This is a genomic window from Streptomyces sp. NRRL S-1813, from assembly GCF_000719605.1.
GTDB classification, from domain to species: Bacteria; Actinomycetota; Actinomycetes; order Streptomycetales; family Streptomycetaceae; genus Streptomyces; species Streptomyces decoyicus.
The window spans coordinates 105183-129170 of sequence record NZ_JOHB01000021.1 but is presented as its reverse complement, the minus strand read 5'-3'; the positions used below and the strand labels follow the sequence as shown (position 1 = coordinate 129170).

20 protein-coding genes are annotated in these 23988 nt (G+C 71.5%); 8 read left to right on the top strand and 12 right to left on the bottom strand.

The features are described 5' to 3' along the window. Positions 1 to 36 precede the first annotated feature (36 nt). The 4 genes from iolD to iolC form a co-directional block, all read right to left on the bottom strand. Positions 37 to 1953 (bottom strand): 3D-(3,5/4)-trihydroxycyclohexane-1,2-dione acylhydrolase (decyclizing), encoded by a 1917-nt coding sequence (gene iolD, locus IF67_RS0125905; protein ID WP_030989562.1) that lies wholly within the window; start codon positions 1951 to 1953, stop codon positions 37 to 39. Continuing rightward, a complete protein-coding gene (gene iolB / locus IF67_RS0125900; RefSeq protein ID WP_030989561.1) occupies positions 1950 to 2843 on the bottom strand; it encodes a 5-deoxy-glucuronate isomerase in 894 nt (297 codons plus the stop codon). The genes iolD and iolB overlap by 4 nt, the downstream gene beginning before the upstream one ends. Before the next feature lie 53 nt (positions 2844 to 2896). Then, entirely contained in the window at positions 2897 to 3784 is an 888-nt protein-coding gene (locus IF67_RS0125895; RefSeq protein ID WP_030989559.1) for a Cgl0159 family (beta/alpha)8-fold protein, read from the bottom strand. A 217-nt stretch (positions 3785 to 4001) separates the two neighbouring features. Continuing rightward, on the bottom strand, positions 4002 to 4994 hold the full coding sequence (iolC, locus tag IF67_RS0125890) for a 5-dehydro-2-deoxygluconokinase (protein WP_030989557.1): 993 nt from the start codon (positions 4992 to 4994) through the stop codon (positions 4002 to 4004). 452 nt (positions 4995 to 5446) lie between these two features. Here iolC and IF67_RS0125885 point away from each other — a divergent pair, with 452 nt between their 5' ends. The 6 genes from IF67_RS0125885 to IF67_RS0125860 all read left to right on the top strand — a co-directional run bounded on the left by IF67_RS0125885 (position 5447) and on the right by IF67_RS0125860 (position 11764). Next, positions 5447 to 6367 (top strand): sugar phosphate isomerase/epimerase family protein, encoded by a 921-nt coding sequence (locus tag IF67_RS0125885; RefSeq protein WP_030989556.1) that lies wholly within the window; start codon positions 5447 to 5449, stop codon positions 6365 to 6367. A 403-nt stretch (positions 6368 to 6770) separates the two neighbouring features. Then, complete coding sequence (locus IF67_RS0125880; protein WP_030989554.1) at positions 6771 to 7799, top strand: Gfo/Idh/MocA family protein; 1029 nt, start codon at positions 6771 to 6773, stop codon at positions 7797 to 7799. Positions 7800 to 8204: 405 nt separating this feature from the next. Further along, a complete protein-coding gene (locus IF67_RS0125875; RefSeq protein ID WP_030989552.1) occupies positions 8205 to 9617 on the top strand; it encodes a sugar porter family MFS transporter in 1413 nt (470 codons plus the stop codon). 152 nt (positions 9618 to 9769) lie between these two features. After that, the gene (locus IF67_RS0125870; protein WP_030989550.1) at positions 9770 to 10135 is read left to right on the top strand and encodes a peptidoglycan-binding domain-containing protein; all 366 of its coding nucleotides are present in this window, start codon (positions 9770 to 9772) and stop codon (positions 10133 to 10135) included. A 362-nt stretch (positions 10136 to 10497) separates the two neighbouring features. Continuing rightward, positions 10498 to 10692 carry a helix-turn-helix transcriptional regulator gene (locus IF67_RS0125865; protein ID WP_030088067.1) on the top strand — a complete coding sequence of 65 codons (195 nt, stop codon included), beginning with the start codon at positions 10498 to 10500 and terminating at the stop codon, positions 10690 to 10692. 124 nt (positions 10693 to 10816) lie between these two features. Further along, a complete protein-coding gene (locus IF67_RS0125860; RefSeq protein ID WP_051818598.1) occupies positions 10817 to 11764 on the top strand; it encodes a 2-dehydropantoate 2-reductase in 948 nt (315 codons plus the stop codon). A gap of 69 nt (positions 11765 to 11833) precedes the next feature. Here IF67_RS0125860 and IF67_RS0125855 read toward each other — a convergent pair whose 3' ends face one another. After that, entirely contained in the window at positions 11834 to 12988 is a 1155-nt protein-coding gene (locus tag IF67_RS0125855; RefSeq protein ID WP_030989545.1) for a LacI family DNA-binding transcriptional regulator, read from the bottom strand. A 254-nt stretch (positions 12989 to 13242) separates the two neighbouring features. Here IF67_RS0125855 and IF67_RS0125850 point away from each other — a divergent pair, with 254 nt between their 5' ends. Beyond that, positions 13243 to 14274, top strand: a complete 1032-nt coding sequence (locus IF67_RS0125850; RefSeq protein WP_030989543.1) for a Gfo/Idh/MocA family oxidoreductase — start codon at positions 13243 to 13245, stop codon at positions 14272 to 14274. Between the two features lie 46 nt (positions 14275 to 14320). On the opposite strand, the gene IF67_RS0125845 is transcribed toward IF67_RS0125850, so the two are convergent. Together IF67_RS0125845 and IF67_RS0125840 are read right to left on the bottom strand one after the other, a co-directional pair. Then, positions 14321 to 14893 carry a GNAT family N-acetyltransferase gene (locus tag IF67_RS0125845; RefSeq protein WP_078889631.1) on the bottom strand — a complete coding sequence of 191 codons (573 nt, stop codon included), beginning with the start codon at positions 14891 to 14893 and terminating at the stop codon, positions 14321 to 14323. A gap of 113 nt (positions 14894 to 15006) precedes the next feature. After that, the gene (locus IF67_RS0125840) at positions 15007 to 15666 is read right to left on the bottom strand and encodes a DedA family protein (protein WP_030989539.1); all 660 of its coding nucleotides are present in this window, start codon (positions 15664 to 15666) and stop codon (positions 15007 to 15009) included. Between the two features lie 227 nt (positions 15667 to 15893). Here IF67_RS0125840 and IF67_RS0125835 point away from each other — a divergent pair, with 227 nt between their 5' ends. Next, positions 15894 to 16181: a heavy-metal-associated domain-containing protein gene (locus tag IF67_RS0125835; RefSeq protein ID WP_030989538.1), complete on the top strand. Its 288-nt coding sequence runs from the start codon at positions 15894 to 15896 to the stop codon at positions 16179 to 16181. 540 nt (positions 16182 to 16721) lie between these two features. On the opposite strand, the gene IF67_RS0125830 is transcribed toward IF67_RS0125835, so the two are convergent. From IF67_RS0125830 to IF67_RS0125810, 5 genes are all read right to left on the bottom strand, one after another. Further along, entirely contained in the window at positions 16722 to 18011 is a 1290-nt protein-coding gene (locus IF67_RS0125830; RefSeq protein WP_030989536.1) for a citrate synthase, read from the bottom strand. Between the two features lie 176 nt (positions 18012 to 18187). Further along, positions 18188 to 20476, bottom strand: a complete 2289-nt coding sequence (locus IF67_RS0125825) for an AAA family ATPase (protein ID WP_030989534.1) — start codon at positions 20474 to 20476, stop codon at positions 18188 to 18190. Positions 20477 to 20791: 315 nt separating this feature from the next. Beyond that, the gene (locus IF67_RS0125820; protein ID WP_030989532.1) at positions 20792 to 21652 is read right to left on the bottom strand and encodes a sugar phosphate isomerase/epimerase family protein; all 861 of its coding nucleotides are present in this window, start codon (positions 21650 to 21652) and stop codon (positions 20792 to 20794) included. Further along, complete coding sequence (locus IF67_RS0125815; protein ID WP_037839856.1) at positions 21649 to 22722, bottom strand: dihydrodipicolinate synthase family protein; 1074 nt, start codon at positions 22720 to 22722, stop codon at positions 21649 to 21651. The genes IF67_RS0125820 and IF67_RS0125815 overlap by 4 nt, the downstream gene beginning before the upstream one ends. A gap of 68 nt (positions 22723 to 22790) precedes the next feature. After that, on the bottom strand, positions 22791 to 23915 hold the full coding sequence (locus IF67_RS0125810) for a Gfo/Idh/MocA family protein (RefSeq protein ID WP_030989526.1): 1125 nt from the start codon (positions 23913 to 23915) through the stop codon (positions 22791 to 22793). Positions 23916 to 23988: the final 73 nt, after the last annotated feature.

Below are 23988 nucleotides of genomic sequence, written 5' to 3'. Positions count from 1 at the left end.
GCGGAGGGCCTTTCTGGGTGACGACTTCGAGCGGAGTCAGAGGTGGCGACGGCGCCCGGCGGTGTGCCGGTCGTACGCCTCGCGGGCAGCCACCGCCGCCGGACGTGTCGCGGTCTCGGCAACAGGAACATCCCACCAGGCCTGGGCCTCCGGCGCGCCCGGCACAGTGTCGGCCGTTTCGGTCTCGACATAGACACATGTGGGCCGGTTCGCGCCCCGCGCCTCGGCGAGCGCGGCGCGCAGCTCACCGACGGTGGCGGCACGGAGCACCTGCATGCCGAGCGAGGCGGCGTTGGCCGCCAGATCGACCGGCAGCGGCGCACCGGTGTACGTGCCGTCCTCGGCGCGGAAGCGGTAGTCGGTGCCGAAGCGCTCACCGCCGGTCGCCTGGGACAGCCCCCCGATCGAGGCATAGCCGTGGTTCTGGATGAGGACGAGGGTGATGTTGATGCCCTCCTGTACCGCGGTGACGATTTCGGTGGGGTTCATCAGATACGTACCGTCGCCGACCAGCGCCCACACCGGCCGGTCGGGGGCGGCGAGCCGGACACCGATCGCGGCGGGGATCTCATAGCCCATGCAGGAGTAGCCGTACTCCAGGTGGTACTGCCTGCGGGACCGGGCGCGCCAGAGTTTGTGCAGGTCACCGGGGAGGGAACCGGCCGCGTTGATGATCACGTCGGTGTCGTCGACGACGGCGTCCAGGGCGCCGAGGACCTGCGTCTGGGAGGGCCGTACGGACGCGTCCTCGGCGGCGTACGCGGCGTCCACCCGGCGCTCCCAGCCGGCCTTCGCCGCCCGGTAGGCCGACTCGTACTCCGCGTCGACGCGGTGGCCGGACAGCTCCTTGGTGAGCGCTTCGAGCCCGGCGCGGGCGTCGGCGACCAGGGAGGCGGCGCCGAGCTTGTGGGCGTCGAAGGACGCGATGTTGAGGTTGACGAAGCGGACACCGGGCTCGGCGAAGAGGGTCGAGGAGGCGGTGGTGAAGTCGGTGTAGCGGGTGCCGACGCCGAGGACCAGGTCGGCCCCGCGGGCGAGGGAGTCGGCGGTGGCGGTGCCGGTGTGGCCGATGCCGCCCACGTCGGCGGGGTGGTCGTGGCGCAGCGAGCCCTTGCCGGCCTGGGTGGACGCGACGGGGATGCCGGTGGCATCGGCGAAGGCGCACAGCGCCTCCTCGGCCTCGCTGTGGTGGACCCCGCCGCCCGCGACGACCAGGGGCCGGCGGGCGCCCCGCAGGGCGCGTACGGCTGCGGCGAGGGCGTCGGCGTCGGGGGCGGGCCGGGGGACGCGCCAGACCCGGTCGGCGAAGAACTCCGCCGGCCAGTCGTACGCCTCCGCCTGGACGTCCTGCGGCAGTGCGAGGGTGACCGCGCCGGTGTCGACGGGGTCGGCGAGCACCCGCATGGCCTGGAGGGCGGCGGGGATCAGCGCCTCGGGCCGGGTGACACGGTCGAAGTAGCGGGAGACCGGGCGCAGCGCGTCATTGACGGAGATGTCTCCGGCGGAGGGCACTTCGAGCTGCTGGAGGACGGGATCGGCGGGGCGGGTGGCGAAGACGTCGCCGGGCAGCAGCAGCACCGGGATCCGGTTGACGGTGGCGAGCGCGGCGCCGGTGACGAGGTTGGTGGCCCCGGGGCCGATGGACGTGGTGACGGCCTGGGCGGAGAGCCGGTCGCACTGCCGGGCGTAGCCGACGGCGGCGTGCACCATGGCCTGCTCGTTGCGGCCCTGGAGGTACGGGAGCGCCGGGGGTCCGGGAGCTGCCCCCGGGTGGGACGCAGCACCGGATTCCAGCAGGGCCTGGCCGAGACCGGCGACATTGCCGTGGCCGAAGATGCCCCAGCAGGCATGGATCAGGCGGTGCCGGCGGCCGTCGCGCTCGGTGTACTGGTGGGCGAGGAACTCGACCAGGGCCTGCGCGACCGTCAGCCGGCGGGTCGTCGGAGCGTTCATCGGGCGTCTCCTGCGGGCGCTTCGTAGAGGGGGAGGCGGGGATCGACGGGCTGACCGGGCCAGGTGCCGCGGATCCAGCCGTGGTCGGGGTGGTCGCAGATCAGCCACTCGCGCGTCTCGCCGGGGCCCGCCATGACGTTGAGGTAGTACATGGCGTGACCGGGGGCGGCGATCGACGGGCCGTGCCAGCCGTCGGGGATCAGGACCGCGTCGCCGCTGCGGACCTCGGCCAGGACATCGGTGCCCCGGCCGTGTCCGGAGGGGCTGACACGCTGGTAGCCGACGCCTTCCGCGCCGTGCGCGGACTCGATCTCGAAGTAGTAGATCTCCTCCAGCTCGGACTCTTCGCCGGGGCGGCACTCGTCGTGCTTGTGCGGCGGATAGGACGACCAGTTGCCGCCGGGGGTGAGCACCTCCACCGCGATGAGCTTGTCGCACGCGAAGGTGCCCGCCGCACCGAAGTTGTTGACCTGGCGGGAGCAGTTGCCGGTACCCCGCAGCTCCACGGGGACATCGGACGCGGCGCCGTAGCGGGCGGGGAGAGCGCGGTCGCAGCGGGCGCCGGTGAGCGCGAAGCGGCCGCCGTCGACGGTGCCGATCCGTACCTGGGCGTCGCGCGGTACGTACGCGAAGTCGGTGACACCGTCGAACACGCTCTCCCGGCCGGTCAGTTCGAAGGCGTCACCGCCATCGGTCAGCACCGTGCAGCCGCCGGACAGCGGCAGCACGATCCATTCGCTGTCGCCGGTGGCGAAGGAGTGCCGGCCACCGGGCGGCAGGTCCAGGACGCGCAGCGAGGAGTGGGACCAGCCCGCCCGCTTCGGGTCGATGTCCAGCGCGTACGGGCCGTCTGCCGCCGCTCCGGCCTTCAGGTGGAATTCAGTGCTCATATATCGAGTCTCCTGCGGAAATCGCGGTGTTCACAGCAGGCCTGCGGCGGTGTTCACAGCAGACCCACGGCGGTGTCCACGGCCGCCGCGACATCACCGTCGGCCGGGTAGAGCAGCGAGCGCCCGACGACCAGGCCGTGGACCGTCGGCAGCCGCAGTGCCTTGCGCCACTTCTCGTAGGCGGCCTCCTGGTCCTGGACGGTGCTGCCGATGTCGCCGCCGAGCAGCACCGTCGGCAGGGTGGTGGTCTCGCACACCCGGGCCATGGCGTCGGGGTCGTCGGTGACCGGCAGCTTCAGCCAGGTGTAGGCGGAGGTGCCGCCGAGGCCGGAGGCGATGGCCACCGAGCGGGTGACGGCCTCGGCGCTGAGGTCGTTGCGGACCGCCCCCTCTATCCGGGAGGAGAGGAACGGCTCGACGAAGGTGGGCAGTTGCCGCTCGGCCATGGCGTCGATGGCGCGGGCGGTGGCCTCCAGGGTGGTGAGCGAACCGGGGTCGCTGTAGTCGATGCGCAGCAGCAGCTTGCCGGCGTCGAAGCGCAGCCGGGCGAGGTCCTGGGGACGGTGGCCGGTGAACCGGTCGTCCATCTCGAAGGAGGCACCGGCGATGCCGCCGCGGTTCATGGACCCCATGACGACCTTGCCCTCGAGGGCGCCGATCAGCAGCAGGTCCTCCAGGATGTCGGCGGTGGCGAGCACCCCGTCCACACCGGGCCGGGACAGCGCAAGGACCAGGCGTTCGAGCAGATCGAGGCGGTTGGCCATGGCGAGCTGCCGGTCTCCGACGGCGAGCGCACCGCGGGCCGGGTGGTCGGCCGCGACGATCATCAGCCGGCCGCTGTCCCCGAGGAGCGGACGACGGGTGCGCCGGGCGGCGGCCTCCGCGACGGCTTCGGGGTGGCGGGCCCGCAGCGTCGCAAGGTCACTGATGCGAGGGTTCAAGGCTCAACTCACCTTCTTGAGTACACAGGTGGGGCGGGGGTGGCCGGAGGGAGGGGGGTGACTGGGGGGAGGTGGCCTTGGGGGTGGGGGTGGGTGCGGCCGTGGGGGCGGGTGCGGCCACAGAGGTGGGGAAGGCCGTGGGGGCGGGTGCGGCCACAGAGGCGGACACAGCCGCAGGAGCGGATGCGGCCACGGGGGCGGATGTGGCCATCGGGGATCACCGGCCCGCGAGGAACGCGTCGACCTCGTCGGCCGTGGGCATCGCGGAGGAGCAGGCGAGGCGGGAGGCGACGATGGCGCCGGCGGCGTTGGCGTAGCGCATCATCGGCTCCAGGTCCCAGCCCGCCAGCAGCCCGTGACAGAGCGAGCCGCCGAAGGAGTCGCCGGCGCCCAGACCGTTGACGACCTCGACGGGGGTGGGCGGGACCTCGGCGGTGCGGCCGTCGCGGTGCACGGCGAGCACGCCCTTGGGGCCCTGCTTGATGACGGCGAGTTCGACGCCCATGTCCAGCAGCGCCCGGGCGCAGGCCTGGGGATCACGCAGTCCGGTGGCGACCTCGGCCTCGTCGACATTGCCGACCGCCACGGTGGCGTGCCGGAGGGCCGCCTCGTAATACGGGCGGGCGGTGGCCATCGCCGCGGCACCGCTCGCCCCGCCGTCCCCGGAGGCGCCGCCCACGCCGCCCCAGAACATCGGCCGCCAGTCGAGGTCGAAAACGGTCGTGCCCCTCTTGGCGCGGGCCTCCAGCGCGGCGAGGGTGGCGCTTCGGCTGGGCTCCTCGCACAGCCCCGTACCGGTGATCCAGAAGATCCGGGCGGCCGCGATGGCGTCCCGGTCGAGCTCTTCGGGGCGGATGACCAGGTCGGGGGCCTTGGGGCGCCGGTAGAAGTAGAGCGGGAAGTCGTCCGGCGGGAAGATCTCGCAGAAGGTGACCGGCGTCGGATAGGCGTCGACGGGCGTCACCCAGCGGTCGTCCACGCCGAAGTCGCGCAGCGCCTGGTGGAGATAGTCGCCGAACGGGTCGCTTCCGGTACGGCTGATGACCGCGCTGCGCCTGCCGAGCCGGGCCGCGGCGACCGCGACATTGGTGGCCGAACCACCGAGGAACTTCCCGAACGTCTCCACCTGTGCCAGCGGCACACCGGTCTGCAACGGGTAGATGTCGACTCCGATGCGGCCCATGGTGATCAGGTCGTACGGCTCGGTCATGTGCGCCCCTTCGGGTCGGCCGGCACGGCAGGTTCGGCGGGTTCGGCTCCGAGGAAAGGTCTAACGGGGAGAGTCAGACCCTGTCAACAATTTGTCCTTACATACTGACGTCGACCAGCCGCCAGGCCGAGCCCCGAGACTCCACCCCGGACCGGAGAATCACCCCACCCACCGTCCACAAAATCCACCCACCCCACCCACTCCACCCGAAAGGTGCCCGCCCCGGGCGCACGCCCCGGGCGCATCTCCGGACGCACCCCAGAGCGGACCTCCGGACGCACCTCCGGACGCCCCTCAGGGCGCACCTCCGAGCGCACCACACACGACAAAGTCCTTAAGTCCTTATGTCAGGACGAAGTCTTGACACTCCCCGGGGCGCCAGAGAGGCTGTGCCCCACGACCCACCCCAGCGCCTCCCGGTCACCGCCGACCGGCGAGAGGAGAGCCGCAGCATGTCCGTTCCCCATGCCGCCCCGCCCGTCCTGGACCGCCTCCGCATCGGCTCCGCACCCGACTCGTGGGGAGTCTGGTTCCCCGACGACGACCAGCAGGTCCCCTGGCAGCGCTTCCTGGACGAGGTCGCCGAGGCCGGTTACGAGTGGATCGAGCTCGGCCCGTACGGCTACCTGCCCACCGACCCCGCCGTCCTGCACGACGAGATCGCCCGCCGCAGCCTGAAGGTCTCGGCCGGCACGATCTTCACCTCGCTGCACCACGGCCCGTCCGTATGGGACAAGACCTGGGCGCATGTCTCCGAGGTCGCCACCCTCACCCAGGCGATGGGCGCGGGGCACCTCGTCGTCATCCCGTCCTTCTGGCGGGACGACAAGACCGCCGAGGAGATCGAGCCGCGCGAGCTGACCACCGAGCAGTGGAAGCATCTGACCACCGGCATGGAGCGGCTCGGCAAGCGGGTCCGGGACGAGTTCGGGCTGGACATCGTCGTCCACCCGCACGCCGACACCCATATCGACACCGAGGAACACGTCGAGCGCTTCCTGCATGTCACCGACTCCGACCTGGTCAACCTCTGCCTGGACACCGGCCACTACGCCTACTGCGGCGGCGACAGCGTCAAGCTCATCCGCACCTATGGCGAGCGGATCGGCTACCTCCACCTCAAGCAGGTCGACCCGGACATCCTCGATGAGGTCGTCACCAAGGGCACCCCGTTCGGCCCGGCCGTCAAGCAGGGCGTGATGTGCGAACCGCCGCTCGGCGTGCCCGCACTGCCGCCCGTCCTCCAGGCCGCCCAGGAACTGGATGTCGATCTCTTCGCCATCGTCGAGCAGGACATGTACCCCTGCCCGCCCGACCAGCCGTTCCCGATCGCCGACCGCACCCGCCGCTTCCTGCGCTCCTGCGGCGCCTGAGCTGCCTGCGCCTCATGCGCGGCCCCATGCGCAGCCTCAAGCGCACCACGTCCGCGTGCGCCTCAGGCGCGCCGCCTGCGCGCGCCTCGACGCGCGGAGGGCGGCATGCGGGGGCGGTACGCGAGGGCGGTACGCGTGCGCCTCGATCCGCGGGCCCGGCATGCGCGCGCCTCGCGCGCGTGCACCTCTTGACGAAGGTGCACGCCTTGAAGGTGCACGCCTTGATGGAAGTGCACGCCTTGATGGGCGCGCCTCGTGGGTGCCTTGCTGCGTGCGTCTTGTGCGTGTATGGCTCGCATGCGTATGCCTCACGACGCCTCCTCACACCCCGGCAACGATTACGGAGCGTAATCAGTTCCGAGGGTACATCACACTCTGTAGCACGTAAGGACTTGAGGACGACATGACTTCGCACGAAACGCTCGGTGTGCTCGGCGTGGCGGTCATCGGCACCGGCCGGATGGGCGCCGACCATGTGCGCCGGATCAACGAGGTGATCAGCGGCGCCCGGGTGGCCGCGGTGGTCGACATCGATGCGGCACGCATCAAGGACCTCGCCGACGGCATCGAAGGGTGCACCGCGTACACCGACCCGGCCGCCGCCATGGACGACCCCGAGGTGGACGCCGTACTGATCGCCTCCCCGGGCCCCGCGCACGAGGCGACCCTGCTGGATGCCTTCGCGCGCGACCTGCCCGTGCTGTGCGAGAAGCCGCTGACGCCGGACGCCGCCTCCGCACTGCGTGTGCTGGAGGCCGAGCAGGCGCTGGGCCACCGCCGTGTCCAGGTCGGCTTCATGCGCCGTTACGACGCGGACTACCGCACCCTCAAGTCCCTTCTGGATCAGGGCACTTACGGCCGTCCGCTGATGCTGCACAACAAGCACCGCAACGCCGACACCCCGCCCGGCTTCACCAACGCGATGATGATCAATGACTCGGTGGTGCACGAGATCGATGTGACCCGCTGGCTGTTGGAGGAGGAGATCACCGCGGTCCGCGTGCTGCGCCCGACCCCCACCGGCAACGCCCCGGAGGGTCTCAGCGACCCGCAGCTGATCCTCTTCGAGACCGCGGGCGGCCAGGTCGTGGACACCGAAATCTTCGTCAACTGCGGCTTTGGCTACCAGGTCAGCTGTGAGGCGGTCTGCGAGGGCGGCACCGCCCGGATCGGTGACGACCACGGAGTCTTCAGCAATGCCGCGGGCCGCTGGGGCGGCGCCGTTCCCCCCGGCTTCGTCGAGCGCTTCGAGGAGGCCTACGACCGGCAGGTGCAGCGCTGGGTGAGCGCCACCCGGCGCGGCGAGGTCGAGGGCCCCAGCTGCTGGGACGGCTATGCCGCGGCGGCGGTGTGCGAGGCGGGTGTGCGGGCGCAGACCACCGGCGAGCGGGTGGCCGTCGAGCTGATCGAGCGGCCCGCGCTGTATTGCTGAGGCGCGCTGTACCTGTACCGCCGAGGCGCGGCCTGTCGGCGGCCCGCGCGGTACCGCTGAGGCGCGCCCGTCACCGGCCCGCGCCGTCCCACGCAGAGGCGCGCCCGTCACCAACCCCGCCGTCCCACGCAGAGGCGCGCCCGTCACCAACCCCGCCGTCCCACCGAGGCTCGGCCCGTCACCGGCCCACGTCATCCCGCCGAACCCCGGCCCGCCGAGCCCCGAGGCAGCGCCGCTCCTGATCCACCGAAAGCTGCTCCACCGCAAGGCCCGCTCCACCGAAAGGCCCCGCACCATGCTTGTAGTCCTCGATGCCGCCCCGCTCCACCCCGGCCGCCCCATACCCCTGCGCCGCTCCCCCGCCCCGGCCGCCGGGTCGGCCGGCAAGGCGTACCGGAGCTGACGGTGGCCGCTCCGACCAGCCAGGTGGCGCCCGCCGGTCCGCGCGAGAGTGCGCGGACCCGCAGCGCCAAGCGCTTCATCGTCGGCATCGCTGCCATTGCCGCCCTCGGCGGCGCCCTTTTCGGCTACGACACCGGAGTGATCTCCGGCGCCCTCCCCTTCGTGGAGGGCCACTTCGGCCTCACTTCCCTGGGCGAGGGCATCATCACCAGCGCGCTGCTGATCGGCGCGGCCTTCGGCTCGCTGATCGGCGGCCGGATGTCCGATGCGCTGGGCCGGCGCAACTCCCTGCTGTGGGCGGGCTCCGTGTTCATCGGCGGGGCGCTGGCCGTCGCGCTCTCCCCGAGTGTCCCCTTGATGACGGTGGCGCGCTTCGTTCTCGGCCTGGCCGTCGGCAGCGCCTCCGTCATCACCCCGCTCTACCTCTCCGAGATCGCGCCGCCGCACATCCGCGGCCGGCTGGTCTCGTTCAACTCACTGATGATCGTCAGCGGTCAGCTGCTCGCCTATCTCATCAACGCCGTTCTGGCGCACTGGGCGGCCTGGCGCTGGATGCTGGGCCTTGCGGCGCTGCCCGCCGTGGCGCTGTTCGTCGGGCTCTTCTTCCTCCCCGACACCCCGCGCTGGTACATCAGCAAGGGCCGGACGGACGAGGCGGCCCGGGTGCTGCACCGTACGCTGCCCGCCGAGGACGTCCCCGCCGAACTGGCCCGTATCGACCGTGCCCGCGCCCTGGAGGCCGATGCCCGGCGCGGCGGCCGGCAGCAGTTGCGCACCCCGTGGATACGCCGGCTGCTGCTGGTCGGCATCGGTCTGGCGGCCGTCCAGCAGATCACCGGCGTCAATGCCGTGGTCTACTTCGCGCCCAAGATCCTGGCGTCGACCGGTCTGGGGACCGGCGCCTCGATCACCGCCACCATCGCGGTCGGCGTGATCTCGGTCCTGGCCACCGCGATCGGGATGTCCCTGATCGACCGGGTCGGCCGGCGGCCCATGCTGCTCACGGGTCTGGCCGGGATGGCCGTCTCGCTCGCCCTGCTCGGCGCCTCCTTCCGCCTGCCGCACTCGACCGCCGTCAGCTTCCTCGTTCTCGGTCTGATGGTCCTCTACATGGCCTTCATGCAGGCGACCCTCAACACGGGTGTCTGGCTGCTGCTCGCCGAGATGTTCCCGCTCAAGGTGCGCGGACTGGCCATGGGCGCCGCGGTGTTCGTGATGTGGCTGGTCAACTTCGCGGTGGCGCTCGCCTTCCCGCTGCTGCTCGACGCGGTCGGCGCCGGCACCACGTTCTGGTTCTTCGGCGTGATGTGTGTGCTGTCCCTGGTGTTCTGCAAGCGGTACGCACCGGAGACGAAGGGGCTGGCACTGGAGGACCTGGAGCACGAGCTGCGCAAGGCGGCGACGAGCGAGGCGTGACGGCGCCGAACGGACGCTGCCGAAGGGGAGCCGTCGGCGACGGGAGCGGCCACCGGCGTACGAAAAGTGATGGGCCGTCGGCGGAACCGCGAACCGCTCCCCCGTCGTCAGAACGGGTGGAATCACATCCAACGGGGGAAACGGTGGAATTCGTGAATGCCAATGCTCTCAGCCATGCCGTCAAGCGCACGGCCGTCCTCACCGCAACCGCGGGGCTGCTGACCGCCGGACTGCTCACCGGCCCGGCGTCCGCCGACAGTCCGGCCGGTGGCCGGCCCGGCACCCTGGCCGCCTGCGCGTACTACAACGGAAACGCCCTCACGGTCTACGGTCAGCGCGGCGACCGCGTCTCGCAGGTGCAGTGCCTGCTGGCGAACCGCCGCTATCTCCCCTGGGGAGATGTGACCGGGTACTTCGGTCCCAAGACCCGGGCCGCGGTGAAGAAGTTCCAGGCCCGGCACCATCTGACCGCCAACGGCAAGGTCGACAAGAAGACCTGGCGCGCGCTCTACGCCTGATCCGCGTCCGGCGGTCCGGCGGCTCGGCGGTCCGGGCCCCCCCCCCCCCCCCCCCCCCCCCCCCCCCCCCCCGCCCCCCCGCCCCGCCCCGCCCCTCACCGCCCCGGTTCCGGACCACCCCGCCCCGGTTCCGAGCTGCCCCGACCCGGTTCCGGACCGTCCCGCCCCCGTCACAGCCATCCGCCCCGCGTCACGGCTGTCACCGTTACGCGGGGTTTCCGTCACAGCCGATCAACAGCCCCTCCCCGATGGTTACTCGGTGTCGTTGTCCAGGCACAGGGTGAGTGATCACCAGGCCGTACGCAGCCCCCTGCCGGTTCCCCCGGGCCGACCCTGCGAACGGCGCTCAGGAGGTGGCAGAGATGACCGACCGCAAGCTCTGGTCGTACAAGGAGATCGCCGCGCACATCCAGGTGCAGCCGGACACCGTGCGCTCCTACCGCAAGCACGGGCTGCTGCCCGAACCGGATCTGGTGGAGGGCGGGAAACCGTACTGGTTCGCCGACACGGTCAGAGCGTGGGTGGCCCGGCGGCCGGGCCAACGCGGCCGGCGCTGAGCGCCACCGGACCGGACCGGGCCCCGGCGGCCCCCGGTGGCCCCGGCGGCCCCGGACGCTGCCAGGCGATGCCGGGGGCCGGGCGACACCGCCCGCCACGCCTTCCCGGCTCTACGATCGAGGTATGCCCCAGAAACCCCAGGCAGCGGCGCCCGCCCGGATCGCGGTGATCGGCGGCGGCGCGATCGGTGGCTACACCGCCGCCCTTGCCCGGTGGGCCGGTCTCGACGTCACGCTGTGCGTCCGCAGCCCGCTGGAGAGTCTCAGCGTCGAGAGCGGCGGCACGGTCCGGCCCGCGGCGGTACGTATCGTCACCGACCCGGCACAGGTGACGCCGGTCGACTGGGTGCTGCTGACCACCAAGGCGCAGGACACCGCGGGCGCCGAGGGCTGGCTGCGGCGGCTGTGCGGCCGGGACACGGCCGTCGCGGTGCTTCAGAACGGCATCGGCCTGGAGGAGCGCGTCGCTCCGCTCGTTCCCCGGGGCACCCGCATCCTTCCCACCGTGGTCTACATCTCGGCGGAGCGCACCGCGCCCGGCCGGATCCTGCATCACGTCGCCAGTGAACTGCATGTTCCCGAGGGCCCGTTGGCGGACCGGTTCGCCGCCGTGCTGGACGGCAGCGGGCTGCGGGTGCACCGCGTCGCCGACTTCACCACGGCCGCCTGGCGCAAGCTGTTCACCAACCTCGCGGCCAATCCGATCACCGCCCTGCTCCAGCAGCGGATAGGGATTCTCGCCGACCCGGAGATGGCCGCGCTCACCCGCGATCTGCTGCGTGAGGCGGCCGTCGTCGCGCGCGCCGAGGGCGCGGAGATCGGCGAGGCGGACATCACCAGGACGCTGGAGCTGTATGCCACCGCACCTCCGGACGGCGGCTCCTCCATGCTCTACGACCGCCTCGCGGGCCGCCCCCTGGAGCACGAGTTCCTCACCGGCGCGGTGGTCAGGGCCGGTGAACGGCAGGGCATCGCCACCCCGTTGAACAGGATGCTGCTGACGCTGCTGCGAGCGGTGGACCACGAGCTGCGGCGCGAAGGGACGCACAGACGCAGGGATGTACAGGCCTAGGGACGTACAGGCATAGGGACGTACAGGCATAGGGACGTACGGGCGCAGGGACTTGAGCCTGCGCGGGGGTCAGACGGGTCGGGGCGGTGCCGTCGAGCCCCTGATCTCCAGTTCCGGGGCCACGAGTTGCTGACCGGCCGGGGCGTCCGGGCGTTCCATACGGTCCAGGAGGCAGCGCGCCGCCCGTCGGCCGACCTCGTGGCTGGCGTTGTTGACCGAGTTCAGCCAGAGGTGGCGGATACGGGCGAGGTAGGTGTTGTCGTAGCCGACGAGGGAGAGGTCGGCGGGGACCTCCAGGCCCAGCTCCTGGGCGGCGGACAGTGCGCCGACGCCGGAGATGTCGTTGAACGCGAAGACGGCGGTGGGGCGTTCGGCGACGGGGCGCCGGGAGCCACGCGACGGGTTGAGCAGCCGGACGGCGGCGCGGTAGCCGCCTTCCTCGGTCCCGTCGCCGTTCTCCACTACGGCGCTCGCCGCCATGCCGTGGGCGCGTACGGCGGACTCGAAGCCACGTCGGCGGAGTTCGCCGACCAGCCCCTGCCCGGCGATATGGGCGATCCGTCGGTGGCCGAGGCCGATGAGGTGCTCGGTGGCGAGCCGGGCGCCGCGCTCGTCGTCGTTGGCGACCAGGTCGACGCGCGGCAGCCGGGGTTCGTGGTTGCCCGCGATGACGGTCGGCAGCCGTTCGGCGACCTCGGCGAGACCATCGGTGTCCGGGAGCGTGCCGACGACGACGATGCCGTCGACCCGCAGCTCCTGGAAGGTACGGGCGAAATCCTGGCCGGCCCGCCGGTCCAGTCGGCCGTCGGCCATCAGCATGCGCAGGCCGTGCGCCTGTAGCAGGGAGTTCAGGCCGTCGAGCACCTCGACGAACCAGGGGTTGCGCATATCGTTCAGCAGCACGCCGACGGTGTGCGTACGGCGTGCGACAAGGCTGCGGGCCGCGGCGTTCGGCCGGTAGCCCAGCTCCTCGATGGCCTCCAGCACGGCCTGCCGCTTGGCGTCGCTGACCCGCGGCGAGCCCTGCAATACGAGCGAGACCAGCGACTTGGAGACGCCCGCGCGCTCGGCGACACCACGGATCGTCGGGGGCCGGTCCGCTCCCGCTCGCGCTCCCGGTCGCTCTCCGGCCCTGTCGCCGGACGGCTCTCCGGATCGCTGTCCGGACCCGCCTCCGGACCGCTCTCCGGGCCGTCCGTGGGCTCGCTGGTTGGACCGTTCCATAGCCGGAAATCCTTCCATCGGGGCGGGTGAGCGTCAATCCATGGGAGCGGGTGGGCCTCAATGCACCACTGCTTCCCTGTAGAGCGGTTGACATGCGGACATCAGGACATGCAGGGTGCCGGTGATGGCGAGCGTTGGACCGTTCCAAGTAGTCGTGGCGGACGTCTCCCTCCCCCTCCCGCCTCACCTCCCGCCCTCCCCTCCCTCCTCCCCCTCCCTCTTCGCCCTCCGTACTTCCGGAAAGGACCCGAGGCATGAAGATCGGTCTGATCGGCACCGGGCGCATCGGCGCGTTCCACGCCCACACCCTGCGGAGCGTCCCGGGCGTCACGGACATCGTGGTCGCGGATGTGGACACCGCCCGCGCCGCGTCACTGGCACAGACCCTCGGTGTACGGGCCGCCGCGAGCATCGAGGAGATGTACGCGGACGGTCCGGACGGCGTGGTGATCACTGCCGCGACCAGCGCCCACGCCGCCCTGATCCACCAGGCCCTGGACGCCGGAGTGCCGGTGTTCTGCGAGAAGCCGGTCGCACTGGACGTGCCCGGCACCGTCGGTGTGGTGGAGCGGGCGCAGGCCGGCACCGTGCCCGTACAGATCGGCTTCCAGCGTCGCTTCGACGCGGGCTACCGCGCCGCCCGCGAGGCGCTGCACTCCGGGGAGCTGGGCTGGCTGCACACCCTGCGCGCCTGCACCAGCGACCGGACGCCGCCGCCCGCCGGCTATATCCCCACCTCCGGCGGGCTGTTCCGGGATTGCAGCATCCATGACTTCGACATCCTGCGCTGGCTCACCGGCCGCGAGGTGGTCTCGGTCTACGCCCAGGGCGCCAACCGCGGCGCGCCCTTCTTCGCCGACGGTGACGATGTGGACACCTGCGCGGCGCTGCTGCGCTTTGACGACGACACCCTGGCCACCGTCACGGCGACCCGCTACAACGGGGCGGGCCATGACGTCCGCCTGGAGGTCTGCGGCTCCGAGGGCGCCCGCTTCGTCGGCCTTGACGACCGGGCGCCGCTGCCGTCGGCCGAGGCGAAGCTGTCGTGGCAGCGGGCCGCCGACCCGTACGCCACGTTCATGGAGCGCTTCCACGACGCATACGTCACCGAACTGGGCGTCTTCGCCGAGGTCGTGGCGGGCCGTGTGCCGAGCCCGTGCTCCCCGGCGGAGGCGCTGGAGGCGCTCTATGTCGCCGAGGCGTGCGAGCGTTCGCGACGGTCCGGCGAGCCGGTCGCCGTGGCGGATGTCCGGGCCCCCGCCGGTGGAGCGGCTCCGGGCGCGTGAGCGACCCCGACTTCCTGACGTCTCCTTCATCACGCCCTCCCGCCCCTCAACTCCCCTCGCCGGCACGGTCCGACGGTGCGGGGCCCGCCGCGGCGCTCAGGTCCAGCCGCCACTCGTTGGAGCGCATCATGTGCCCCTTCGGATACTCGAAGGCGCGCTCTCCGACGAGGGCGAACCCGGCCTTGCGGCAGACCGCGTTGGATGCGGCGTGCTCCACCGACGGAAAGGCATGCAGCGAGCGGTGCCGGCCCTCGGCCCCGGCCGCCGCGATGACCTCGCGCGCCGCCGCCACCGCGATGCCCCGGCCCTGGAACTCGGGCAGCACGCCCCACCCCGTCTCGTACACCGTCCCCCCCTGCTGTTCCCGCTCCCAGAAGCCTATGGACCCGGCCACCGTGCCCTCCGGGTCGAGGACGATCCGGAACATCTGCCCCGCTCCGCGGAGGTCGAGATAGCGCGTATGCCGGGCGAGCAGTTGCTCCTCGGTCTCCGGGCCGCCCAGATGGGCGGTCATCTCCGGTGCGTTGGTCCTGCGCAGCAGATCGAGGTCTGCCGCCGTCCACGGCTCGATCCGCACCCGCGACAGAGCCGAGTCATCACTCTCCGTAATCAACGTCATGCCTGGACTGTAAGGGCACCCACTGACAATCGCTCCGGCGCCCGCCAGCAACAGGGCGGCAACGACGGCGCGGTGGCGCCGGAATCGCCGCGCCCGCCCCACCTCTCACCCCGTCACGTCGCCGCAGATGAGGCCCGGCCGCCCCACCCCTCCCCCGTCTCCCCGTCGCCCCCCTTGGAGGTCCCGCCGCTCTCGCCCTCGCCGCTCGCCTCCGACGGTTCGCGCAGGGTGCGGCGGCGGGCGGCCCACTGGATCGCGGCGCCGACCGCGGCGACCGCACAGGAGACGCCGAAGCCGATGCCGGCGGCGTAGAGCGGGCGGCCGGTGGTGGCGCTGCCGAGGTAGCCGAGTCCGACCGAGTACGTCGCCCAGGTCGCCTCGGCGATTCCGGCGCCGAGGACGTACTTGCGCACCGGGTAGCGCAGCACGCCGCAGGCCAGGGCGCCGGTGATCCGCCCGCTGGGCAGGAACCGTATGGCGATCACGAAGGGCAGGCCGTAGCGCTGGATCCGGCGCGAGGTCCATTCCAGCAGTGCCTCGCGGCGGGGCTTGCGGCGCATCCAGGCGCGTACGGGCGCGCCGAACCGCCTGGCGGCCAGGTACATCAGGAGGCCTCCCAGCAGTGCGCTGCCTCCGACGATGAGCAGGATCAGGGGGAGGAACACCTCACCCCGGGCGGCGAGTACTCCGGTCGTGACAAGCAGGGCGGAGTTGGGGACCAGTGGTGGCAGCGTGGTGAGCACCAGCAGGCCGTAGAGGGCGAGTACGTCCATACGGCCGCCTCCTCGGATCCGCCCCGAGCCCGTACCCCAAGGCTGACGCGAGGTGGCGCCCGCAGCAACGCGATGGGCGTGCCGGAGCCTGGATCGATACCCCCTAGGGGTATAGAGTGCTCAGGGTCGGGAGATACCGGCAGCTGCCGGGACCTCTCGCCGTGCGTTGCGGCGCCCCGACACTTGGCACCACACGGAACACATCGGCACCACAAGGAGAATCCCCCATGGCAGAGAACAGCTCCTGCTGCACCCCCGAAGCCTCCTGCCACTCCGGCGGCACCGACGTCCAGGCCGGCGAGGTGACCACCACCTACAAGGTCACGGGCATGACCTGCGGCCACTGCGAGGGGGCGGTGTCGTCCGAGCTGGGCGAGCTCGCCGGGGTCAGCTCGGTGCAGGCGGTCGCGGCCACCGGCCTGGTGACCGTCACATCCAAGGCCCCGCTGGACGAGGACGCCGTGCGCGCGGCCGTCGACGAGGCCGGCTACGAACTCGTGGGTCAGGCGGCCTGATCCCGGCTTCGGGTTCCGCCATGCGCGGCGCAGGCCGGGCTCGCGGTACACAGGGGCGCTCCGCGACCTCCGCGGCCATCAGCGGCCCGCGCCCGCGAAATTTCACACAGCCCTTACAACTGACACAACACCCATACCGAAGGGCCTCGATCTCCAGATCGAGGCCCTTGACCGCATTCGCCCCTATATGGCAAGAGACCCAGATCACACTCATCGGAACGTAACCATTGAGGGGGGTCGTGAGTCTAACCGGGCAGTGCAGGCACCCCGGCGGGGCTTGCACTGCAACAGCCGTGCCGATCTTGGGGGATCGTGCCCGGCTACGCGTGGCCGGGGCGACGCGCCCGGGGAGCTTTGAGCGGCCCTCCCGAATGTGCGCGTCCCGGCAGATCGCGGTGCAACCCGGAACACCCGGAGGGATCCCGTGGGGGGAATCCAGCCGGGATAGGGGAAGCGCCCCGCGCTCTGGACCCGTGGGGGGATCCGGAGGCGGGGCGCTTTCTCGTTGCGCTCGTCAGGGCTGCCCTCGAAGGGCGGCCGTCAGCGCTCCTCGACCGGCACGAAGTCGCGCTCGACGACACCGGTGTAGATCTGCCGCGGGCGGCCGATGCGGGAGCCGGGCTCCTTGATCATCTCGTGCCACTGGGCGATCCAGCCGGGCAGCCGGCCGAGCGCGAAGAGCACGGTGAACATCTCGGTCGGGAAGCCCATGGCCCGGTAGATCAGGCCGGTGTAGAAGTCGACGTTCGGGTAGAGCTTGCGTTCGACGAAGTAGTCGTCGGAGAGCGCGTGCTCCTCCAGCTTGAGGGCGATGTCCAGCAGCTCGTCGGACTTGCCGAGAGCGGAGAGGACGTCGTGCGCCGCCGCCTTGATGATCTTCGCGCGGGGGTCGAAGTTCTTGTAGACGCGGTGCCCGAAGCCCATGAGCTTCACGCCGTCTTCCTTGTTCTTCACCTTGCGGATGAAGTTGTCGACGTCGCCGCCGTCGCGCTGGATGCCCTCCAGCATCTCCAGCACGGACTGGTTGGCACCGCCGTGCAGGGGGCCCCACAGGGCGTTGATGCCGGCGGAGATCGAGGCGAAGAGGTTCGCCTGCGAGGAGCCGACCAGGCGGACCGTGGAGGTGGAGCAGTTCTGCTCGTGGTCCGCGTGCAGGATCAGCAGCTTGTCGAGGGCGCTGACCACCACCGGGTCGAGGTCGTAGTCCGCGGCGGGCACCGAGAAGGTCATACGCAGGAAGTTCTCGACGTACCCGAGGTCGTTGCTCGGGTAGACGACCGGGTGGCCGACCGACTTCTTGAACGCGTAGGCCGCGATCGTCGGGAGCTTGGCCAGCAGCCGGATCGTGGAGATGTGGCGCTGCTGCTCGTCGAACGGGTTGTGGCTGTCCTGGTAGAAGGTCGACAGCGCGCTGACGACCGAGGACAGCATCGCCATCGGGTGGGCGTCCCGGGGGAAACCGTCGTAGAAGCGCTTGACGTCCTCGTGCAGCAGGGTGTGGTACGTGATGTCCTGCTTGAAGTTCGCCAGCTCATCGACGGTGGGCAGCTCACCGTGGATGAGGAGGTACGCGGTCTCGACGAACGTGCTGCGCTCTGCGAGCTGCTCGATCGGGTAGCCGCGGTAGCGAAGAATCCCGTTCTCACCGTCGAGATAGGTGATCGCGGATTTATACGCCGCGGTGTTGCCGTAACCGGAATCCAGGGTCACCAGACCGGTCTGGGCGCGAAGCTTCGAGATATCGAAGCCCTTGTCGCCAACAGTGCTGTCGACGACCGGGTAGCTGTATTCGCCGTCCCCGTAACGCAGTACTACAGAGTTGTCGCTCACGTCATCCCTCACCGACGTTGTGCCTCTTCTTCGAGGTGCCCTGACTGCCTATACCTTCCCCCATTTGGGCCTTGGTTGTGCACTCGGGGTCGGCTATAGAGCCTGTCTGCGGCACTCAGTGCCGTCTGAGTGCCCATCCTGCCCCCCTTCGCCCCGAATAGGAAAGAGGGGTGACCTCACATCGCACCGGCGAGCCGGTGATCGAGCGCTGTACACCGCCGACCGGCGGATACCGTGCGGACGGCCTGCCCCAGGGCCTTGCGGGAGCCGACCAGGACCACCAAGCGCTTTGCCCGGGTCACAGCGGTATACAGCAAATTGCGCTGAAGCATCATCCAGGCACTGGTGGTGACCGGAATCACCACCGCTGGATACTCACTACCCTGCGAGCGGTGGATCGTCACGGCATAGGCGTGGGCGAGTTCATCGAGTTCGTCGAAGTCGTACGGAATCTCCTCGTCCTCGTCGGTGCGGACGGTCAGCCGCTGCTCGTCGGAGTCCAGGGCGGTGACCACGCCGACCGTGCCGTTGAAGACGCCGTTGAGGCCTTTTTCGTAGTTGTTGCGGATCTGGGTGACCTTGTCGCCGACGCGGAAGACCCGGCCGCCGAAGCGGCGCTCGGGCAGATCGGGGCGGGCGGGGGTGACGGCCTGCTGGAGCAGGCCGTTCAGGGCGCCCGCACCGGCCGGGCCGCGGTGCATCGGGGTGAGCACCTGGACGTCCCGGCGCGGGTCGAGGCCGAACTTCGCCGGGATCCGGCGGGCCGCGACATCCACCGTCAGCCGGGCGGCCTCCTCGGCGTCGTCCTCGGCGAACAGGAAGAAATCCGTCATGCCGGTCGTCAGGGGCGGGACGCCGGAGTTGATGCGGTGGGCGTTGGTGACCACCCCGGACTGCTGGGCCTGCCGGAAGATCCGGGTGAGCCGGACCGCCGGCACCGTCCCTCCCGCCACCCGACCACCACCCCTGTCCGACACTCCCCCAGACTCCGTCCGGGGGGACCCCCCTCGCGCGGCCCCTCCCCCGTCGAGCAGATCGCGCAGCACCTCGCCCGCGCCCACCGACGGCAGCTGGTCGACATCCCCGACCAGCAGCAGATGGGCGCCCGGCGGCACCGCCTTGACCAGCTTGTTGGCAAGCAGCAGGTCCAGCATCGAGGCCTCGTCGACGACCACCAGATCGGCGTCCAGCGGCCGCTCCGCGTCATAGGCGGCGTCCCCGCCCGGCTTGAGCTCCAGGAGGCGGTGGACCGTGGAGGCCTCCGCGCCGGTCAGCTCCGAGAGCCGTTTGGCCGCCCGGCCCGTCGGCGCCGCCAGCACCACCTTGGCCTTCTTGGCGCGGGCCAGCTCGACGACGGACCGGACGGTGAAGGACTTGCCGCAGCCCGGCCCGCCGGTGAGCACCGCGACCTTCTGCGTCAGCGCCAGCCGCACCGCCTGCTGCTGCTCGGGGGCCAGCTCGGCGCCCGTCCGGCGCGCCAGCCAGGCGAGCGCCTTGTCCCAGACGACGTCCCGGAACGCCGGCATCCGGTCCTCGTCCGTACGCAGCAGCCGGGTCAGCCGGCCGGCCAGGGAGATCTCTGCGCGGTGGAAAGGCACCAGGTAGACGGCGGTCACGGGCGGCGCTCCGTCCGCGCCGCCCGGCACCTTCTCGCGGACCACGCCCTCCGGGTCCGCGGCCAGCTCGCTGAGACAGTCGATGACCAGGCCCGTGTCCACCTGGAGCAACTTCACGGCGTCGGCGATCAGTTGTTCCTCGGGGAGGAAGCAGTGGCCCTGGTCGGTGGACTGCGACAGCGCGTATTGCAGGCCCGCCTTGACCCGGTCCGGACTGTCGTGCGGGATGCCCACGGACTGGGCGATGCGGTCGGCGGTCAGGAAGCCGATGCCCCAGACGTCGGCGGCCAGGCGGTAGGGCTCGTTGCGGACGACGGAGATGGAGGCGTCGCCGTACTTCTTGTAGATCCGCACGGCGATGGAGGTGGATACGCCGACGCCCTGGAGGAAGACCATGACCTCCTTGATGGCCTTCTGCTCCTCCCACGCCGCGCCGATCATCTTCGTCCGCTTGGGGCCCAGGCCGGGCACCTCCACCAGACGGCCGGGCTCGTTCTCGATGACTTCGAGGGTGTCCGTGCCGAAGTGTTCGACGATGCGGTCGGCGATGCGCGGTCCGATGCCCTTGATCAGGCCGGAGCCCAGATAGCGGCGGATGCCCTGGATCGTCGCGGGCAGGAGGGTGGTGTAGTTCTCGACGGTGAACTGCTTGCCGTACTGCGGGTGGGAGCCCCAGCGGCCCTCCATGCGCAGCGATTCGCCCGGCTGCGCCCCGAGCAGCGCGCCGACGACGGTCAGCAGATCGCCCGCGCCGCGCCCCGTGTCGACCCGCGCGACGGTGTAGCCGCTCTCCTCGTTGGCGTAGGTGATCCGCTCCAGGACCCCTTCCACCACGGCTGCGTTGACCATGGACCGACCGTACCGCCAGGGTCTGACACCGCGCCGGGAGGCGGGAGAACCGGCTCCCCATCGAGGGGCCCGTCCGTTGGTCGGGCCCCTCGATTCCCCCCTCCGTGCCGGCCCCGGGTCCCCCCCCGGGCCCCTCCCCTTTCGGGACCAGCGTCAGCTATGACCTTTGTGGACGGCCAACGGTTGCGCGCATCCGCTGAGTTATTTCTCCGGTACCCGCTGTGCGCTTTTCCCTCGTCATCCGGCCCGTCCCCTGTCAGCCGACGTGCCTCTCTTCGTCGGACGCGCGCCTCTCGTCGTCCGGCGCATCTCTCGTCAGCCGACGTGCGTCAGGAAGCGGTCCACGATCTCGGCCAGTACCTCCGTGCCGTCCCGCGCCCACAGTGCCGGTTGGAAGATCTCCACTTCGACCGGCCCCCGGTAGCCGGCCGTCTCGACCCGCTGTCTGAACCAGCGCAGATCCACCACGCCGTCCCCGAGCTGCCCGCGCCCCAGCAGGACGCCCTCGGGCAGGGGCGTGACCCAGTCGGCGAGCTGGAAGGCGGCGATCCGCGAACCGTTGTCCGAGCCGGTGCCGCCGGCGCGGCCGATCTGCGCGCCGACGGTGTCGTCCCACCACAGGTGGTAGGTGTCCACGACCACGCCCACCTGCTCGGCGGGGAACCGTTCGGCGAGGTCCAGCGCCTGGGCGAGCGTCGAGACCACACAGCGGTCCGCCGCGTACATGGGGTGCAGCGGTTCGACCGCGAGCCGTACGCCCCGCTCGGCGGCGTAGGGGCCCAACTCGCCCAGTGCGTCGGCGACCCGCTCCCGGGCGCCGGGAAGGTCCCGGCTGCCGGTCGGCAGTCCGCCGGAGACCAGGACCAGGGTGTCCGTCCCGAGGGCGGCCGCCTCGTCGACGGCTGCCCGGTTGTCGTCCAGGGCCGCGGCCCGCTCGCCCGGGTCCAGCGCGGTGAAGAACCCGCCCCGGCACAGGCTGGTGACCCGCAGCCCGGCGTCCCGTACGAGCCGGGCGGCCGCGGCCACCCCGTACTCCTGCACGGGCCCGCGCCACAGGCCCACGCCCCGTACGCCCGCCCGTGCGCAGCCGTCGGCGAGTTCGGGCAGCGACCACTGCCGGAGGGTCTGCTGGTTGAGGCTGAGCCGGTCGAGGAGGGAGGGCGTGCCGTCGCTCATGCGTCCTCCGCCCCGTACACCGCGAGCAGGGTGCGCATCCGGTGGGCGGCGAGCTCCGGGTCGGGGAACAGGCCGAGCCCGTCGGCGAGTTCGTGGGCGCGCCGCAGATGCGGCAGGGAGCGGGCCGACTGGAGACCGCCGACCATGGTGAAGTGCGACTGGTGGCCCGCCAGCCAGGCCAGCAGGACGATGCCGGTCTTGTAGTGGCGGGTGGGCGCCTGGAAGAGGTGCCGGGAGAGCGCGACGGTGGGGTCCAGGACGGCCCGGAAGCCCGCGGTGTCCCCGGCGTCCAGGAGGCCTACGGCTTCGGAGGCGAGCGGGGCGAGCGGGTCGAAGATGCCCAGCAGTGCATCGCTGAAGCCGTGGTCGTCGCCGGCGATCAGCTCCGGGTAGTGGAAGTCGTCGCCGGTGTAGCAGCGCACCGTCCCGGGCAGCCGGCGGCGCAGCCGTACCTCCCGGCCGGCGTCCAGCAGGGAGACCTTGACGCCGTCCACCTTGGCGGGGTGGCCGGCGATGATCGCGAAGAAGGTCTCCGTGGCGGCGTCGGGGTCCGCGCTGCCCCAGTAGCCCGCCAGCGCCGGGTCGAACATCGGGCCGAGCCAGTGCAGGATCACCGGCCGGGCGGCCTGGCGCAGGAGGTGGCCGTAGAGCTCCTGGTAGTCCTCCGGTCCGGTGGCGGCCGCGGCCAGCTGGCGGGACGCCATCAGCACCGGTTGGGCGCCGGCGTCCTCGACGAATCCGAGCTGTTCCTCGTACGCGCCGCGGACGTCGGCCAGGGAAGCGCCGTGCGACGGCAGTTGGTCGGTGCCGACGCCGCAGGCGAGCAGGCCGCCGACCGCCCGGGCCTCGGCGGCGGAGCGCCGGATCAGCTCGGCGGCGGCGCCCCAGTCCAGGCCCGCACCGCGCTGTGCGGTGTCCATCGCCTCGGCCACGCCCAGGCCGTGTGACCACAGGTGGCGCCGGAAGGCGAGGGTGGCGTCCCAGTCGACGGCGGCGGGGCCGTCCGGGCTGGTGCCGGCGCGCGGATCGGCGACCACATGGGCGGCGGCGAGGACCGTACGGGAGCGCAGCGGGGGCCGCGCGGAAGCGGACCGGGGCGCGGAGTCCGCCGCGGACGAGGCGGGGCCGGCGGGCGCGTTCACCGGCTCAGCTCCGGTACGTCCAGGCGGCGGCCCTCCGCCGAGGACCGCCGGGCCAGTTCGGCGAGCTGGACGCCGCGGGCGCCCGCCGCCAGGTCCCAGTGCCAGGGCTCGTCGCGGACGACATGCCGCAGGAACAGCTCCCACTGCGTCTTGAAGGCGTTGTCGAAGGTGTCGTTGTCGGGGACTTCCTGCCACTGCGCGCGGAACGGCTCGGCGGCCGGAAGGTCGGGGTTCCACACCGGCTTGGGGGTGTGGGCACGGTGCTGGACCCGGCAGTGGCGCAGTCCGGCGACGGCCGAGCCCTCGGTGCCGTCGACCTGGAACTCCACCAGTTCGTCGCGGTGCACCCGGACCGCCCAGGAGGAGTTGATCTGGGCGACGATGCCGCCGGCCAGCTCGAAGAGGGCGTATGCGGCGTCGTCGGCGGTGGCTTCGTAGGGGGTGCCCGACTCGTCCCAGCGGCGTGGGAGGTGCGTGGCCAGGTGCGCCTGGACGGTTCTGACCGGCCCGAACAGTTCGTGCAGGACGTACTCCCAGTGCGGGAACATGTCGGCCGCGATGCCGCCGCCGTCCTCGGTCCGGTAGTTCCAGGAGGGGCGCTGTGCCTGCTGCCAGTCGCCTTCGAAGACCCAGTAGCCGAACTCGCCCCGTACGGACAGGATGCGTCCGAAGAAGCCGCCCTCGACGAGGCGGCGTAGCTTGCGCAGGCCCGGCAGGAAGAGCTTGTCCTGGACGACGCCGTTCTTGACGCCCGCCTCCTGGGCCAGCCGGGCCAGTTCCAGCGCGCCCGCGAGGCTGCCGGCGGTGGGCTTTTCGACGTAGAGATGCTTTCCGGCGGCGATCGCTTTCCTCACGGCCTCCTCGCGGGCGGCGGTGACCTGCGCGTCGAAGTAGAGGCCGATGGTGTCGTCGCCCAGTACGGCGTCGAGGTCGCAGCTCCAGTGCGCCAGGCCGTGCCGTTCGGCCAGTGCCCGCAGCTTGTGCGCGCTGCGGCCGACGAGCACCGGTTCGGGCCGGATCACCGTGCCGTCGGCGAGTTCGAGGCCGCCCTGATCCCGCAGGGCGAGGAGGGAGCGGACCAGATGCTGGCGCTGCCCCATGCGCCCGGTCACGCCGTTCATGGCGATGCGTACGGTCGTGTCTGCCACGGCCCGTCCCCTCTCCGAGATGGGAGTCGCGCTCTTAGGTCAGGAA

Excerpts from the sequence above, each read along its gene's own strand:
- iolD (WP_030989562.1), bottom strand. The coding sequence starts at position 1,953 with ATGAACGCTCCGACGACCCGCCGGCTGACGGTCGCGCAGGCCCTGGTC.
- iolB (WP_030989561.1), bottom strand. The coding sequence starts at position 2,843 with ATGAGCACTGAATTCCACCTGAAGGCCGGAGCGGCGGCAGACGGCCCG.
- iolC (WP_030989557.1), bottom strand. The coding sequence starts at position 4,994 with ATGACCGAGCCGTACGACCTGATCACCATGGGCCGCATCGGAGTCGAC.
- IF67_RS0125885 (WP_030989556.1), top strand. The coding sequence starts at position 5,447 with ATGTCCGTTCCCCATGCCGCCCCGCCCGTCCTGGACCGCCTCCGCATC.
- IF67_RS0125880 (WP_030989554.1), top strand. The coding sequence starts at position 6,771 with ATGACTTCGCACGAAACGCTCGGTGTGCTCGGCGTGGCGGTCATCGGC.
- IF67_RS0125865 (WP_030088067.1), top strand. The coding sequence starts at position 10,498 with ATGACCGACCGCAAGCTCTGGTCGTACAAGGAGATCGCCGCGCACATC.
- IF67_RS0125860 (WP_051818598.1), top strand. The coding sequence starts at position 10,817 with ATGCCCCAGAAACCCCAGGCAGCGGCGCCCGCCCGGATCGCGGTGATC.
- IF67_RS0125855 (WP_030989545.1), bottom strand. The coding sequence starts at position 12,988 with ATGGAACGGTCCAACCAGCGAGCCCACGGACGGCCCGGAGAGCGGTCC.
- IF67_RS0125850 (WP_030989543.1), top strand. The coding sequence starts at position 13,243 with ATGAAGATCGGTCTGATCGGCACCGGGCGCATCGGCGCGTTCCACGCC.
- IF67_RS0125845 (WP_078889631.1), bottom strand. The coding sequence starts at position 14,893 with ATGACGTTGATTACGGAGAGTGATGACTCGGCTCTGTCGCGGGTGCGG.
- IF67_RS0125840 (WP_030989539.1), bottom strand. The coding sequence starts at position 15,666 with ATGGACGTACTCGCCCTCTACGGCCTGCTGGTGCTCACCACGCTGCCA.
- IF67_RS0125835 (WP_030989538.1), top strand. The coding sequence starts at position 15,894 with ATGGCAGAGAACAGCTCCTGCTGCACCCCCGAAGCCTCCTGCCACTCC.
- IF67_RS0125825 (WP_030989534.1), bottom strand. The coding sequence starts at position 20,476 with ATGGTCAACGCAGCCGTGGTGGAAGGGGTCCTGGAGCGGATCACCTAC.
- IF67_RS0125820 (WP_030989532.1), bottom strand. The coding sequence starts at position 21,652 with ATGAGCGACGGCACGCCCTCCCTCCTCGACCGGCTCAGCCTCAACCAG.
- IF67_RS0125810 (WP_030989526.1), bottom strand. The coding sequence starts at position 23,915 with ATGAACGGCGTGACCGGGCGCATGGGGCAGCGCCAGCATCTGGTCCGC.